The 13,970-nt window shown below is 44.4% G+C and carries 13 protein-coding genes; 9 read left to right on the top strand and 4 right to left on the bottom strand.

Annotated features, from left to right (window positions below; genetic code table 11):
• Nucleotides 1-68: 68 nt before the first annotated feature.
• The 8 genes from lpxB (at nucleotide 69) to SNR28_RS22630 (ending at nucleotide 9,582) form a co-directional block, all read left to right on the top strand.
• Nucleotides 69-1,217: a lipid-A-disaccharide synthase gene (gene lpxB / locus SNR28_RS22665; protein WP_375751082.1), complete on the top strand. Its 1,149-nt coding sequence runs from the start codon at nucleotides 69-71 to the stop codon at nucleotides 1,215-1,217.
• Nucleotides 1,210-1,851 carry a ribonuclease HII gene (gene rnhB, locus SNR28_RS22660; protein WP_375754150.1) on the top strand — a complete coding sequence of 214 codons (642 nt, stop codon included), beginning with the start codon at nucleotides 1,210-1,212 and terminating at the stop codon, nucleotides 1,849-1,851. The genes lpxB and rnhB overlap by 8 nt, the downstream gene beginning before the upstream one ends.
• A gap of 25 nt (nucleotides 1,852-1,876) precedes the next feature.
• Nucleotides 1,877-5,356, top strand: a complete 3,480-nt coding sequence (gene dnaE / locus SNR28_RS22655) for a DNA polymerase III subunit alpha (protein WP_375751080.1) — start codon at nucleotides 1,877-1,879, stop codon at nucleotides 5,354-5,356.
• Between the two features lie 58 nt (nucleotides 5,357-5,414).
• Nucleotides 5,415-6,374 carry an acetyl-CoA carboxylase carboxyl transferase subunit alpha gene (accA, locus tag SNR28_RS22650; RefSeq protein WP_375751078.1) on the top strand — a complete coding sequence of 320 codons (960 nt, stop codon included), beginning with the start codon at nucleotides 5,415-5,417 and terminating at the stop codon, nucleotides 6,372-6,374.
• Between the two features lie 72 nt (nucleotides 6,375-6,446).
• On the top strand, nucleotides 6,447-7,793 hold the full coding sequence (gene tilS, locus SNR28_RS22645) for a tRNA lysidine(34) synthetase TilS (RefSeq protein WP_375754149.1): 1,347 nt from the start codon (nucleotides 6,447-6,449) through the stop codon (nucleotides 7,791-7,793).
• 21 nt (nucleotides 7,794-7,814) lie between these two features.
• Nucleotides 7,815-8,129 carry a c-type cytochrome gene (locus tag SNR28_RS22640; RefSeq protein WP_375751076.1) on the top strand — a complete coding sequence of 105 codons (315 nt, stop codon included), beginning with the start codon at nucleotides 7,815-7,817 and terminating at the stop codon, nucleotides 8,127-8,129.
• Nucleotides 8,130-8,298: 169 nt separating this feature from the next.
• The gene (gene glnB, locus SNR28_RS22635; protein WP_375751074.1) at nucleotides 8,299-8,637 is read left to right on the top strand and encodes a nitrogen regulatory protein P-II; all 339 of its coding nucleotides are present in this window, start codon (nucleotides 8,299-8,301) and stop codon (nucleotides 8,635-8,637) included.
• A gap of 72 nt (nucleotides 8,638-8,709) precedes the next feature.
• Nucleotides 8,710-9,582 carry an endonuclease/exonuclease/phosphatase family protein gene (locus SNR28_RS22630; protein WP_375751073.1) on the top strand — a complete coding sequence of 291 codons (873 nt, stop codon included), beginning with the start codon at nucleotides 8,710-8,712 and terminating at the stop codon, nucleotides 9,580-9,582.
• Here the strand turns inward: SNR28_RS22630 and SNR28_RS22625 are convergent.
• The 3 genes from SNR28_RS22625 to gloB form a co-directional block, all read right to left on the bottom strand.
• Nucleotides 9,574-10,260, bottom strand: coding sequence for a YIP1 family protein (locus SNR28_RS22625; protein WP_375754148.1), 687 nt, complete (start codon nucleotides 10,258-10,260; stop codon nucleotides 9,574-9,576). The two genes, SNR28_RS22630 and SNR28_RS22625, sit on opposite strands and share 9 nt — an antisense overlap.
• Nucleotides 10,260-11,855, bottom strand: a complete 1,596-nt coding sequence (locus SNR28_RS22620) for a LysM peptidoglycan-binding domain-containing protein (protein ID WP_375751071.1) — start codon at nucleotides 11,853-11,855, stop codon at nucleotides 10,260-10,262. Before SNR28_RS22620 ends, SNR28_RS22625 begins: the two co-directional genes overlap by 1 nt.
• A 70-nt stretch (nucleotides 11,856-11,925) precedes the next feature.
• Entirely contained in the window at nucleotides 11,926-12,684 is a 759-nt protein-coding gene (gene gloB / locus SNR28_RS22615; RefSeq protein WP_375751070.1) for a hydroxyacylglutathione hydrolase, read from the bottom strand.
• Between the two features lie 32 nt (nucleotides 12,685-12,716).
• Between gloB and SNR28_RS22610 the strand changes: the two genes are divergently transcribed.
• Entirely contained in the window at nucleotides 12,717-13,496 is a 780-nt protein-coding gene (locus SNR28_RS22610; protein WP_375751068.1) for a class I SAM-dependent methyltransferase, read from the top strand.
• 2 nt (nucleotides 13,497-13,498) lie between these two features.
• Here the strand turns inward: SNR28_RS22610 and rnhA are convergent, their stop codons facing one another.
• On the bottom strand, nucleotides 13,499-13,966 hold the full coding sequence (gene rnhA / locus SNR28_RS22605; RefSeq protein WP_375751067.1) for a ribonuclease HI: 468 nt from the start codon (nucleotides 13,964-13,966) through the stop codon (nucleotides 13,499-13,501).
• Nucleotides 13,967-13,970 lie beyond the last annotated feature (4 nt).

The raw sequence follows: 13,970 nt of genomic DNA, 5'->3' as shown, positions 1-13,970 counted from the left end.
TTTAGGTAGCGGTCTTTTTGTATTCTTTGACGACAAATTTTTATTTCTATTCGACACAAGGACCCTGCATGGGAAAACCAATACGCATAGGCATTATTGCCGGAGAACTCTCCGGGGATACGCTTGGTGAAGGCCTGATTAAAGAGATTAAAGCAATCTATCCAGATGCAGAGTTTACAGGTATTGGCGGACCTAAGATGATAGCTCAGGGCTGTGAGTCTCTTTTTGATATGGAAGAGCTGGCAGTTATGGGGATCGTAGAAGTTCTAGGCCGCTTACCCAGACTACTGAAAGTGAAGGTTGAATTAGTCAGGCATTTCAAAGAGAATCCACCAGATGTGTTTATTGGTATAGATGCGCCTGATTTTAACCTGCGGGTTGAGAAAGACCTTAAGCAGGCGGGTATCAAGACTGTGCACTATGTATGCCCATCGGTTTGGGCGTGGCGCCAAAAGCGTATCTTCAAGATAAAAGAAGCAACAAACTTAGTTCTTGCTTTTCTGCCTTTTGAAAAAACGTTTTGCGATAAATTTGATGTGCCTTGTGAGTTTATTGGTCACACCCTTGCGGATGCAATTCCATTGGAGAGTGACAAGTCACAGGCAAGAGAAAAGCTTAATCTTGAACAAGACAAAAAGTGGTTAGCCGTACTGCCTGGTAGCCGAGGTGCTGAGCTAAAAATGCTGGCTCAACCATTTATCGAAACCTGTCAAAAGCTTAATGCCAAATATCCAGATATCGGTTTTGTTGTAGCACTGGTCAACGAAAAGAGACGCGCCCAATTTGAAGAGGCGTGGAAAGCAACCGCTCCTGAAGTCAATTTTGTTTTGGTTAATGGTACTGCGGGTGACGTGATTAAAGCATCCGACGCTGTCATGCTGGCATCTGGTACCGTTGCTCTTGAATGCATGCTGATTAAGCGTCCTATGGTAGTTGCTTACAACGTTAACCCTATTACCGCATTTATCGCTAAAAGGTTAGTCAAAACCCAGTTCGTATCCTTGCCAAATATTCTGGCGGAAAAAGAAATTGTTAAAGAGTATCTGCTCAAGGAGTGCCACTCTGATAACCTGTTTGCAGAAGCAGAGCGTCTTCTGAACAGTGATTCCAGTACTATGATGAATAAGTTTATCGAAATGCATCATTGGCTACGTAAGGGAGCGGATAAACAAGCGGCTGAAGCCGTCCTGAAGTTAATCGGAAAGTATGATGACTAAAACAACAACTTCTTCTAAAAATAAACCCGCCAAGGAGTTGCCACCATTTGAGTACCCGCAAGGTTTCCAGCTTTTTGCGGGTGTCGATGAAGTTGGCAGAGGACCTTTGGTGGGTGATGTAGTTACCGCAGCAGTGATACTTGATCCGAAAAACCCGATAGAAGGCCTGACCGACTCTAAGAAATTATCAGAGAAGAAAAGACTGGCTCTTTTTCCGGAGATAAAAGAAAAAGCACTGGCCTGGTCTGTAGGTCGATGTTCTCCAACTGAAATCGATGAACTGAATATTTTGCATGCAACGATGTTGGCGATGCAAAGAGCGGTTGAAGGGCTTCAGGTACAGCCTGATTATGTACTTATCGACGGAAATCGGATTCCTGAACTTCCTATGGCTGGAGAAGCTGTTGTTAAGGGAGACTTGAGAGTCGCACAAATCAGTGCTGCGTCTATTATTGCTAAAGTGGTTCGAGATCAGGAGATGGACGAGCTGGATTCCAGACACCCTGAATTTGGCTTTGCAAAGCACAAGGGATACCCTACTAAAGCCCATTTTGAGGCTATTGAGAAACACGGTGTTATTGAAGAACATCGAAAAAGCTTTAAGCCTGTTAAGAAGGCTTTGGGTTTAGAGTAAATATATTTAACTGAGTTTAATACGAATGTCAGATCCTAAATTTATACACCTGCGTGTTCACAGCGACTTTTCCATGGTAGATGGCTTGTCTAAAGTGCCTCCTTTGGTAAAAAAAGTCGCTGAGCTAGGGATGCCAGCGATGGCTCTGACTGATTTTACCAACCTGTGCGGATTGGTTAAGTTCTACAACACCGCTCATGGATCGGGTGTTAAGCCGATTATCGGTGCAGACTTTACCCTACAGTCGGACGACTTTGGCGAAGAGCTGACAAAAGTGACGGTGCTCGCAGCCGACAACAAGGGTTATAACAATCTTACCCTCCTTATTTCCGAAGCCTACCTGAGAGGGCATGTTCAGCATCAACCTGTCATAGACAAAGAGTGGCTAGCTAAGCATAGCGAAGGCATCATTATTTTGTCGGGTGGAAAAAGTGGAGAAATAGGAAAGGCTTTGCTCAAGGGCAATCAGCCTTTGGTTGATAAGTGTGTGGCTTTTTATCAGGAGCACTTTGCTGATCGCTTTTATCTTGAATTAACCCGAACCGGTCGTGCCGATGAAGAGAGTTATCTGCATTTTGCGCTAGAGTTAGCGGAAAAAGCTGAGTTACCAGTCGTTGCTACAAATGACGTGGTGTTCCTTTCTGAAGAACAGTTTGATGCTCATGAAATTCGAGTTGCTATCCATGACGGTTATACCCTGGAAGACCCTCGAAGACCTAAAAATTACAGTCCTCAGCAATACCTTCGTAGCGAAGAAGAGATGTGCGAGCTGTTTTCTGACATTCCAGAAGCTTTAGAAAACAGTGTAGAAATTGCCAAGCGATGCAATGTCACCGTTCGCCTTGGTGAGTATTTTCTTCCGGCATTCCCGACAGAAGGGATGGAAGAGACAGAGTTCCTGATAAAGAAATCCGAAGAAGGCTTGGAAGAGCGACTGGAGTTCCTTTTCCCTGATGAGAAAGAGCGCTTGGAACGTCGTCCGGAGTATGATGAACGACTTAAGATAGAACTTGAAGTAATCAATAATATGGGATTCCCGGGTTACTTCCTTATCGTAATGGAGTTCATTCAGTGGTCCAAAGATAACGATGTGCCCGTTGGTCCGGGACGAGGATCTGGTGCGGGTTCCTTGGTTGCATACGCTCTGAAAATTACCGATCTGGATCCTTTGGAATATGACCTGCTGTTCGAACGATTCCTGAACCCTGAACGTGTCTCCATGCCCGATTTCGATGTCGATTTTTGCATGGATAAACGAGATCAGGTCATTGACCACGTGGCTGAAATGTACGGCCGAGATGCGGTATCTCAGATCATCACCTTCGGTACCATGGCTGCAAAGGCGGTAATCCGAGATGTCGGCAGGGTCCTAGGGCATCCTTATGGGTTTGTAGACAGAATATCTAAGCTTGTTCCGCCTGATCCAGGCATGACTCTGGAAAAAGCATTTAAAGCAGAGCCGCAGCTACCAGAGATCTATGAAGCTGATGAAGAAGTAAAAGAGCTCATCGATATGTGTCGGGTGCTGGAAGGTGTAACCCGAAACGCAGGTAAGCACGCTGGTGGTGTTGTTATTTCACCGACCACAATTACTGACTTTGCACCGATTTATTGTGATGCAGAAGGTAACTTTCCAGTTACTCAGTTTGATAAAAACGATGTAGAAACGGCTGGTCTGGTTAAATTTGACTTCCTTGGTCTAAGGACCTTAACCATCATCGACTGGGCTCTTGGGTTGATTAATCCTAGATTGGCTAAAGAAGGGCTGGATCCGGTTCGTATAGAATCAATCCCACTGGATGATGCTGCATCGTTCAATGTATTGCAAAACTCTGAAACTACAGCGGTATTCCAGTTGGAATCACGTGGTATGAAAGAGCTGATTAAACGACTTCAGCCTGACTGTTTTGAAGATATCATCGCGCTGGTGGCTTTGTTCCGTCCGGGGCCTCTTCAGTCGGGGATGGTAGATAACTTTATCGACCGTAAGCACGGTAGAGAGGCAATCTCTTATCCGGATGAAACCTGGCAACATGAATCTCTGAAAGAGACGTTAGACCCAACCTACGGCATTATCCTGTATCAGGAGCAGGTGATGCAGATAGCACAGATTCTGGCTGGCTATACCCTTGGTGGAGCAGATATGCTTCGTCGTGCAATGGGTAAGAAAAAGCCTGAAGAGATGGCTAAACAGCGTGCTGTTTTTGAGGAAGGCTCAATAAAGAATGGTGTCGACGGCGAACTTGCTATGAAGATCTTCGATCTGGTAGAAAAGTTTGCAGGTTATGGCTTTAACAAATCCCACTCTGCTGCCTATGCGTTAGTTTCCTACCAAACCTTGTGGCTAAAAACGCACTATCCGGCCGAGTTCATGGCTGCGGTAATGACTGCGGATATGGATAACACCGAAAAAGTAGTCGGATTGGTCGATGAATGTATCCGTATGGGACTTAAGGTACTTCCGCCAGATATCAACTCAGGCTTATATCGTTTTAATGTTGATGAGACTGGAGCTGTCGTTTATGGCATCGGAGCCATTAAAGGGGTTGGTGAAGGCCCGATAGAAATTATCATTGAAGCGCGTAATAAAGATGGTTACTTCAAGGACTTGTTTGATTTCTGTGCGCGAATTGATCTGAAAAAAGTTAACAAAAGAGTTATCGAAAAACTGATACAAGCAGGTGCTCTTGATCGATTGGGACCTCATCGTGCGGCTATGATGGCATCATTGGATGATGCAGTAAAAGCCGCAGGGCAGCACCACCAGGCCGAAGCGTTTGGGCAGGCGGATATGTTTGGTGTTCTCACCGAAGCTCCCGATGAAGTCGAGCAGAAGTATGCGCAGGTGCCAGAGTGGCCTGAAAAGGTATGGCTGGAAGGTGAACGAGAAACTCTGGGCCTTTATCTGACAGGGCACCCAATTAATGCTTATCTAAAGGAACTAAATAAGTACACCAGTTGTCGATTAAAAGATGCAACTCCAACAAGGCGAGATCAATCCGTAACGGTCGCTGGTTTGGTTATCGCTGCCAGAGTGATGACCACTAAGCGAGGTACGCGCATCGGATTAATGACTCTGGATGACCGTTCAGGCAGAATGGAAGTAATGTTGTTCTCAGATGCGCTGGATAAATACGCAGAATTGCTGGAAAAAGATAAAATTTTGGTCATTTCTGGACAGGTCAGCTTTGATGACTTCAACGGTGGGCTTAAAATGTCGGCCCGCGAAGTATTAGATATTGGTGAGGCTCGAGAGAAATTTGCGAGAGGTTTATCTATTTCGATAGAGCAGTCGCAAATAGATGAGCAGTTTTTTGAACGTTTTAGTTCAATTATCGAGCCACACAGAGCCGGAACAGTGCCCGTTAATGTATATTACCAACGTCCGGATGCACGAGCACGAATTGCGCTTGGTGCAGAATGGCGAGTAACGCCGAATGATGCACTGCTAGATGATTTAAAACAGCTACTTGGGAAAGGCCAGGTAGAACTCGAATTTAACTAAAATCCAGTTGCTGTGAACGAAGCAGTGGTTGAGCAACTGAATAACTAAGGATTCATAGATGAGCTTAAACTTTTTAGAATTTGAAAAGCCTATCGCTGAACTAGAAGCAAAAATCGAAGCGCTAAGAGATGTTTCTCGTCATGGTGGCGATGCTTCTGTCGATCTAGATAAAGAAATTCGCCAGCTTGAAGACAAAAGTCTTGAACTAAAGAAAAAGATTTTTAGTGACCTGGGTGCCTGGCAGGTAGCTCAGTTAGCTCGTCATCCACAACGTCCATATACACTGGACTACATCGAGCACGTATTTACTGAATTTGAAGAAATGGCTGGTGATCGTGCATACGCAGATGACAAAGCTATCGTTGGTGGCATGGCTCGACTAAATGGTCGTCCGGTAATGATTATCGGCCACCAGAAAGGACGTGAAACGAAAGAGAAAGTAATACGTAACTTTGGTATGCCTAAGCCAGAAGGTTATCGCAAGGCACTTCGTCTAATGGAAACTGCAGAACGTTTTAAAATGCCAATCATCACCTTTATCGATACAGCGGGTGCGTATCCTGGTGTTGGTGCTGAGGAGCGCGGTCAGTCGGAAGCTATCGCTAAGAACCTTAAAGTAATGGCTGGTCTGAGTGTACCGGTTATCTGTAACGTTGTAGGTGAAGGTGGTTCAGGCGGTGCGCTGGCTATTGGTGTTGGTGATTTCGTGAACATGCTTCAGTACTCAACTTACTCAGTAATTTCTCCAGAAGGTTGTGCTTCTATTCTATGGCGTGATTCAGACAAAGCACCTCAGGCCGCAGAAGCAATGGGCCTTGTTGCTCCGCGCTTGAAAGAACTTGGCTTGATTGATGAGATTGTGGAAGAACCTCTAGGCGGTGCGCATCGCGATCCTATCCAGATGGCTCAGAACATGAAAGAAGTTCTGACTATGCAGTTAGAAGCGCTGTCAGTTCTTGATAATGAAACTCTGCTAGAACGTCGATACCAGCGTCTGATGGATTACGGTTATTGCTAACAGGCTACTGTTAATAACACAGTGATCATATAGAATTGAGCGAGTCTTTTGACTCGCTTTTTTAATGAGGTAATTTTGCTTTTCTCTGCTTTTTCTAAAGTTATTAATGCCACCCACCAGAAAGGTAACACCATAGTGTTGGCCTTAAGTGGCGGGGTAGATTCGCGAGTGATGCTTGAGCTTCTGGGAGCCTACAAACAAAAAAATCCTAATAATCGTTATTGCGCGGTTCATATACATCATGGGCTGAGTCCAAACGCTGAGGAGTGGGTATCCAAGTGTGAGATGTGGTGTGCAGAAGTGGGTATACCACTTGCTGTAGAGCAGGTCCGATTGAACCTGGGGAGCCAGGTCAGTATTGAGCAAGAAGCACGAGATAAGCGATACCAGGCCCTCAGTAAACATATTAATCACGGTGATACTCTGTTAACTGGTCAGCATCTGTCTGACCAAACAGAGACTTTCCTGTTGGCTCTCAAGCGCGGTAGTGGTCCTAAGGGTCTCTCGTCAATGCCTGAGCAGACATCTTTCGGATTGGGGAAGATAGTCAGACCGTTACTCAGAATCTCCCGAGATGAGATTGTTCGTTATGCGAAAAAAAGTAATCTTGACTGGGTTGAAGATGAAAGTAATCAGGATGATAAGTTTGATAGGAATTTCTTACGTAACAACATCACTCCTTTATTGAATGAGCGCTGGCCTCATATAGAGAGCGCCATTTCCAGAAGCGCTGACTTATGTGCACAACAAGAGTTGTTACTAGAAGAGTTACTTGCAGATAAACTTCAGGGGATGGTCTCCGAAGATCAAAGTATTTCCGTGTCTGCGTTGAGTGCACAGAGCGAGCTTGCAAGAAATCACCTGCTTAGATTATGGCTTGCTCAGAATGGCTGGCTTATGCCGAGTCAAAAGCAACTGGGGAAAATTTGGACTGAAGTAGCGCTATCAAAAGCGGATGCGAATCCTAAGCTGAACTATACCTCTGGAGAGATTCGTCGATATAAAGACCGACTCTATATGGTGGAAAGTCACGCAGATGTTTCCCAATGGAAGAAAAAGATCAAGATTGACGAGCAAATTGAGCTACCCGATAGCTTAGGCTCGCTTGAATTAAAGCGTTCAGATAGCGATAACTGCCTTAGATTACCAAGGGAAAATGAAGAACTGTGGGTTACATTTAACCCGGAAGGTCTGTCTGCTCACCCTATAGATCGAGGTCACAGTAGAAGCCTGAAGAAATTATTTCAGGAGTACGGTGTTCCAAGTTGGCTCAGACGACGTATACCTATTTTGATGGTTGATGACAGAGTTGCTGCTGTGGTCGGATTATTCGCAGATAAAGCTTTTAGTGGTCAAGATTGTGAATTAGTATGGAACAAAATGAATCAAGGAGTTAAGACTCCTGATCAAAACAAATAGAAGCAAAAAGGAAGATAAGCAATGAAAATTTTAAAAACTGGAGCAATGATAGGTTTGTTGATGCTAAGTGGTTCAGCGTTAGCCGCAGGTGATATTGAAGCAGGTAAAGCAAAATCAATGATATGTGCTGCTTGTCACGGGGTTGACGGTGTAGCAGTTATTGATGGCTACCCAAACCTGAAAGGACAGAATGAAAAATACATTATTTCATCACTGAAAGCTTATAAAGCGAAAGAGAGAAATGGTGGCCTTGCTGTTGTCATGCAACCTCAGGCGTCAATGCTGAGTGACCAGGATATCGAAAACGTTGCTGCTTACTATTCGAGCATGAAATAAGTCAAAGACTGAATAGTTTCAAAAGTTATTGAAGCTAGATGAAGCTTAGCCATTGCGTTAGGTTTCATCTTTTAGTTTTGAAGGATGTTTAAAAAGCAGGGTTGGAACGTTTGCTATTTCACTGATTTCAGCAATAATACTGCGATAAGCTGTAATTTAAGGGATTAAGATGAAAAAAATTGAAGCTATAATTAAGCCGTTCAAGCTTGATGATGTCCGTGAAGCTCTGGCTGAGGTTGGTATCACGGGTATGACAGTATCTGAAGTAAAAGGGTTTGGCCGTCAGAAAGGTCATACTGAACTTTACCGTGGTGCAGAGTATATGGTTGATTTCTTGCCTAAAGTGAAGCTGGAAATTGTTGTGGCTCAGGATGTTGTCGATCAGTGCATAGATACTATTATCGAGACCGCTCAAACAGGCAAAATTGGTGACGGTAAGATTTTCGTTACTGAGGTCGAGCGCATTGTCCGAATTCGTACCGGTGAAGAAGACGAAGACGCAATATAAGTCTGCTTTTTCTTTAGCCTATTATTTTTAAGCCCGGACTCTCCGGGCTTTTTCGTTTCAGTGTTTTACAATATGAAAAAACGTCTTGCAACAATACTTTCTCTGTCAGCCCTCTCGATCCTAGTCGTGATCTCTGCGTTTTATTTTGTATTTGATATACCGAATCAAGCTTCGCTGTTGGTTCAGGATAGAACAGGGTGGAGTGAAACTAAGAAGTGTTATGTTAACCCTGAAGCTAAGGTGTTGGATAAAAGGGGCGAGATCAACATATTGGTCTGGAATATCTATAAGCAGAATCGCGAAACGGCTATGAGCCAACTCTCGACATATTCAGCTGGTTCTCAGCTTTTGCTGCTGCAGGAAGCGAGCCTTAATAATGAGTTGAAACAGTGGATTACATCAAGAGACTGGGATAGTAATCTGGTTCGCGCATTTGATGCATTTGATACGAGCGCGGGTGTGGTCAGTTTATCTTCCAGTTTGCCCCTAAAAGCTTGTGCTTATATTGAAAAAGAACCACTACTAAGACTGCCTAAATCTGCGTTGTATACACGATACCCCCTTGAAAATGGCCAAGAACTTGCTGTGATTAACGTTCATGCGATTAACTTCACCATAGGTACGGAAACCTATGCCCATCAGCTTGAAGTGCTACAAGAGGCTGTTCAACAACATCAGGGACCACTCATTCTTGCTGGTGATTTTAATACATGGAGTGACAATCGCTTAGAAGCACTTAAAAGAATAACTAGAGAGTTGCAGTTGTCAGAGGTGAAAATGGAACCAGACAATAGGAAAACCTTTATAACAGGCCTACCGCTGGATCATGTGTTTTATAAGAACCTGACACTTATAAACGCAGAGGCGCCCATTACGGACGCCTCTGATCACAACCCTATTTTGGTCCGCTTCAGGACCGAAGGAAGCGCACTTTCTCTAGAATAGAGCGATAGACAGTCCCCAAAACAGATAGAAACTGATCCATGGTAGTGCAGCAATTTTCAGAGCCTGTTTTTTATTAAACTCTGTCCAGGCTCCAATCGCAGAATAGCTAAGTACGATATACCATGGCAGCAGAAGTGGGAAAGAGCTGGCAAACGCTGACCAATCACTTGTCATTGGCAGTTTTAATAAACCATTCAGGCTGTTCAGATCCGCTGCGTATGACATTACTTGACCGTGGTTGACCAAAAGGCTGACATAGCTGGCAAAATCACCTAAAACAGCCGGAAACATCACTATAGAGCTTGCTGCAAGCCATCTCCAGTAACCAAAAGAGTATTGGCTAGGTTTAGTCGCAAGTAAAAACCAGAATGCCAGAAGTGCAATCACAACCGTACGGTTAAAAATGTCTCCCAGAATTTCACTTGCCATTAGCGTATCGCTATCAAGCAACTCAATTTGATCCGGAGCGACTATTGCTAGCTGTTGTGTCAGGTTGGCTTTCAGCCACTCGAAATCAACGATATCAAAGTAAGCACCCCAGAAAGCAAAAGGACTTAGCGCAAGGATAAGATATACGAACCAACCCCACATACCATGTTGATAAATCGCAGAAAATGCGGACATTGGTGCTCGAAAGATATCAAGCAGCATTATTAGAGGGTTGCGTGAAGGGACAATCATACACTTACCTTAGTTACATCGACATAAAGCTTAATTTGCTGACCTGGTTTGATATATTTGTTCTTATTCAGGTTATTCCATTTAAGGATATCAGCGGTTTTTACACGGAATTTACTAGCGATACCACTCAAAGTATCACCGTTACGAACTTTGTAATGAACAGTACGGATGATTGCTCCGTCACTGCTGTCTTTCCAAATGACAAGTTTCTGCCCTATACGCAGGGTGTCTCTTGGACCCATACCATTCCATTTCGCCAGAGACTGGTGAGAAACTTTGTGCTTACGGGCTATCGTCCATAAGCTATCGCCTTTCGCCACCGTATGAGTCACTTTATGCTTGCCACGAGCAACCGACTGAGTTTTTTGCAGGCGGTTTTGTGCGCTAAATACGTAAGCATCATCACCCTGACTGGATACAGGAATCATTAGGTGTTGTCCTGCGCGTATAAAACTCCCCTTCAGGTCGTTTGCTACACGAATACTGTCGCTGGTGGTGTTGTGTTTACGGGCAATCACGCTCAGAGAGTCACCAGATTTCACTTTATAACGAACGACACGTACGCCTTTACCTTTGTTCTCTTTTGCTTTTGCAGTGAACTGCTCAGTACGTTCAAGGGGAAGCAGGAAGTAGTGAGGGCCCTCTGGTGGGGTTGCCCATTGGTTATAAGCTGGGTTTAGTTTCTGAAGATCACCGACCTTCATACCAGCGTATGCCGCGGCAACCGCGATATCCAATTGCTCACCTGGGTCAACTTGCTTAACTACGGGTTTGTTTGCAATGGCAGGGATTTGAACTGCGTACTTCTCTTGGTTTGCTACGATATCAGCAATAGCGAGCAGTTTAGGAACATATCCACTGGTCTCTTTTGGTAAATCGAGTGAGAAAAAATCAGTAGGTTTTCCGGCATTTACATTTTTTCTGATGGCTCTTGAAACTCGGCCTCCGCCACTGTTATAAGCAGCGATTGCATGGTTCCAGTTACCCTCAAAACGTTTGTTCAGAGATTCAAGGTAATCTAAAGCCGCGCTGGTTGCAGCTTTAACATCACGACGTCCGTCGTACCAATAGGTTTGATCCAATCCATACATACGACCAGTACCAGGAACGAACTGCCACAGACCAGCAGCACTACCGTGTGAGTAGGCAAAAGGGTCAAAGGAACTTTCTACGATAGGAAGAAGCGCAAGCTCTAGAGGAAGGTGACGGTTCTCAATCTCTTCAACAATCAGGTAGAGGAAAGGTTCTGCTCGTTGAGAGACGGCTTTAAGGTGATTAGGATGTTGAATGTACCAGTTTCTGTATTTCTCAACTTTCTTATGATCGGGAACCGGTAGGTTCAGTTGCATACCGATTCTGTTCCAGAGATCTTCCTGATTCCATGGAGTGGCTTTGGGTAGCTCTGAAGCATTTGCAGAACTGTCACTACCCGAAGATGAAACGAGTGTTTCTCCATTCGGCTTTGAGTTATCAGCCGTAGTTTCCTCAACTGACGAAGGTTTGTTAGTCTCATCAGCTGTGACACTATCTTGTTGGGTCGTCTGACAACCTGCTAATAACAGCAGAAGAGCCCAACCAAACACTCTATTCATTTATTGATACCTTTCTAAAAAATAGCTGGTGATAATACTTGTAGCGGTACTTTCAGACAAGCAGACAGGTCTAAAATTCATTTTTCCATTCTCGTAATGCTGCGAAGATCGCACTAGGCGTGCTTTCATTCGTTCGATTACTGACAGATTGAATGATAGTTGGCTCGGTAACCCTTAGGAACGGATTGATCTCCTTTTCTCTGTGTAGTGTCGTCGGGATAGTTGATTTCTGTTGGGTACGAAGTTGCTGTACTTCATCTCTGTAATTGAGAAGTTGTTTATTATCCGGCTCAGCAGCCAAAGCAAATACCACATTTGATGCAGTGTATTCATGGGCACAGTAAACTTCAGTTTCATCTGGCAGTGCTGCAATCTTGCTAATTGAATCAAACATCTGTTCTGATGTTCCTTCAAAAATTCGGCCGCAACCGGCAGAAAACAGTACATCCCCACAGAACAGTTTGTTGTCACCCAGGTAACCGATGTGCCCTCTAGTATGGCCAGGCAGATCGAGCACAGAAAATGTTACACCGAACAAAGAAAACTGATCACCTTCTGACATACCATTGGTAAGGCTGGCAACAGCATCATTTTCAGGACCAACTATCTTTACTTGTGGGAATGCTCGGTGGAGTGCTGCAACACCACCAGTGTGATCATTATGATGGTGAGTAACAAGAATCGCTTCCAGCGTTAAACCCTGTTCTTCAAGAAAGCTCAGAACCGGTGTTGCATCACCTGGATCGACAACGGCACATCCATTTTCGTTATTTTGAATTAGCCAGATGTAATTGTCATTGAATGCAGGTATGCTTTTGATGGTTAACATATTTCGCTCTCCAGCAAATTGTTGAGGTATCGATGAAACCAGCTCGTACGACACGGAAAATTAAACAGCCTCACTCATGGCAGCAGCTCAAAAATGGAGCCTGGGTATCGGAGTCGATACAGACAAGGCTGGATGAGTGGTGTCCGAAGCTGTTTGGTTATCACATGCTGAAACTCGGTGGTTTAAGTTGTGAGATTGCCAGTTGTACGTGCAACATTCAACACCAGGTTAGTCTGGATGTTGTGAATCCTCTGCGAAATTTGGTTGCGGATGCCTACGACTTACCATTTCTTGAAAAAAGTATTGATGTTGTTTTGATGGCGCATCAACTTGATTACTGCAATGATCCTCACCGACTACTCAGAGAAGTTGATCGTGTCATGGTAGACGATGGTTATCTGGTCATCACTGGTTTTAATCCATTTAGCTTTACTGGTGTAGCCAGTTTAATGCCCTGGCGAAAAAATAACCTTCCCTGGAGTGGGCGAATGTTTAGTTCTAACCGGATAAGGGATTGGCTAGGGCTTCTGAACTATGAAGTGATTCATTGTGATAAGTATGCGGTATTTCCAATGAAGCATCCGTTCTGGACATGGTTAGAGAACAGCCTTGGAGAGTGGTCTACCTGTTTTGGCAGCTTATACTTTATTGTTGCAAGAAAGAGAACTTATCCGTTAAGACCCATCAAGCCTCACTGGAAACTGAAACGAAAGCTTTCGACGGTGGGATTGAACTATCGGCTGGGAGAGCAGTGTGTAGGCTCTCAGGTAGGGAAAAGGGGCTTCGTATGTCATAAGCCCCCTAAAACGTAATATTATGACTGGGCTTCGTATCCAGTATCTTCTTCTGTAGGTGCTTCAGCGGCTGCGCGGGCTATTTCATCACAGATTTCGTTTTCTCTGTGGCCTGCATGCCCTTTTACCCACTTCCAGTCAACTTGATGTCGTGTGGACTCTGCATCCAATTCTTTCCACAGGTCTGCATTTTTGACTGGTTTTTTATCGGCTGTTTTCCAGCCACGTTTTTTCCAGTTATGGATCCATTGAGTAATTCCCTGACGCACATATTGACTGTCCGTTGTCAGGACAACATGGCAAGGCTCTTTTAGAGTGCGAAGCGCGACGACAGCTGCCATCATCTCCATTCGGTTATTAGTCGTGAGATGGAATCCCTTCGCAATTTGTTTTTCAGTTTGCTTATAGCGGAGTACAATGCCATAACCACCAGGGCCTGGGTTACCTAAACAGGAACCATCAGTGAAAACTTCAACCAGTTTCGTCATGATT

Origin of the sequence: Vibrio iocasae, from assembly GCF_042245395.1 — a bacterium.
Taxonomy (GTDB): Bacteria; Pseudomonadota; Gammaproteobacteria; order Enterobacterales; family Vibrionaceae; genus Vibrio; species Vibrio iocasae.
Note: the sequence above shows the minus strand (reverse complement) of the source record. Positions and strands in the feature narration are given on the sequence as shown.

What these genes read in the sequence shown, in the direction of transcription:
- dnaE (WP_375751080.1), top strand. Translation starts at nt 1,877, where the DNA reads ATGTCAGATCCTAAATTTATACACCTGCGTGTTCACAGCGACTTTTCC.
- rnhA (WP_375751067.1), bottom strand. Translation starts at nt 13,966, where the DNA reads ATGACGAAACTGGTTGAAGTTTTCACTGATGGTTCCTGTTTAGGTAAC.
- SNR28_RS22630 (WP_375751073.1), top strand. Translation starts at nt 8,710, where the DNA reads ATGAAAAAACGTCTTGCAACAATACTTTCTCTGTCAGCCCTCTCGATC.
- SNR28_RS22640 (WP_375751076.1), top strand. Translation starts at nt 7,815, where the DNA reads ATGAAAATTTTAAAAACTGGAGCAATGATAGGTTTGTTGATGCTAAGT.
- SNR28_RS22610 (WP_375751068.1), top strand. Translation starts at nt 12,717, where the DNA reads ATGAAACCAGCTCGTACGACACGGAAAATTAAACAGCCTCACTCATGG.
- accA (WP_375751078.1), top strand. Translation starts at nt 5,415, where the DNA reads ATGAGCTTAAACTTTTTAGAATTTGAAAAGCCTATCGCTGAACTAGAA.
- lpxB (WP_375751082.1), top strand. Translation starts at nt 69, where the DNA reads ATGGGAAAACCAATACGCATAGGCATTATTGCCGGAGAACTCTCCGGG.
- glnB (WP_375751074.1), top strand. Translation starts at nt 8,299, where the DNA reads ATGAAAAAAATTGAAGCTATAATTAAGCCGTTCAAGCTTGATGATGTC.
- gloB (WP_375751070.1), bottom strand. Translation starts at nt 12,684, where the DNA reads ATGTTAACCATCAAAAGCATACCTGCATTCAATGACAATTACATCTGG.
- rnhB (WP_375754150.1), top strand. Translation starts at nt 1,210, where the DNA reads ATGACTAAAACAACAACTTCTTCTAAAAATAAACCCGCCAAGGAGTTG.
- SNR28_RS22620 (WP_375751071.1), bottom strand. Translation starts at nt 11,855, where the DNA reads ATGAATAGAGTGTTTGGTTGGGCTCTTCTGCTGTTATTAGCAGGTTGT.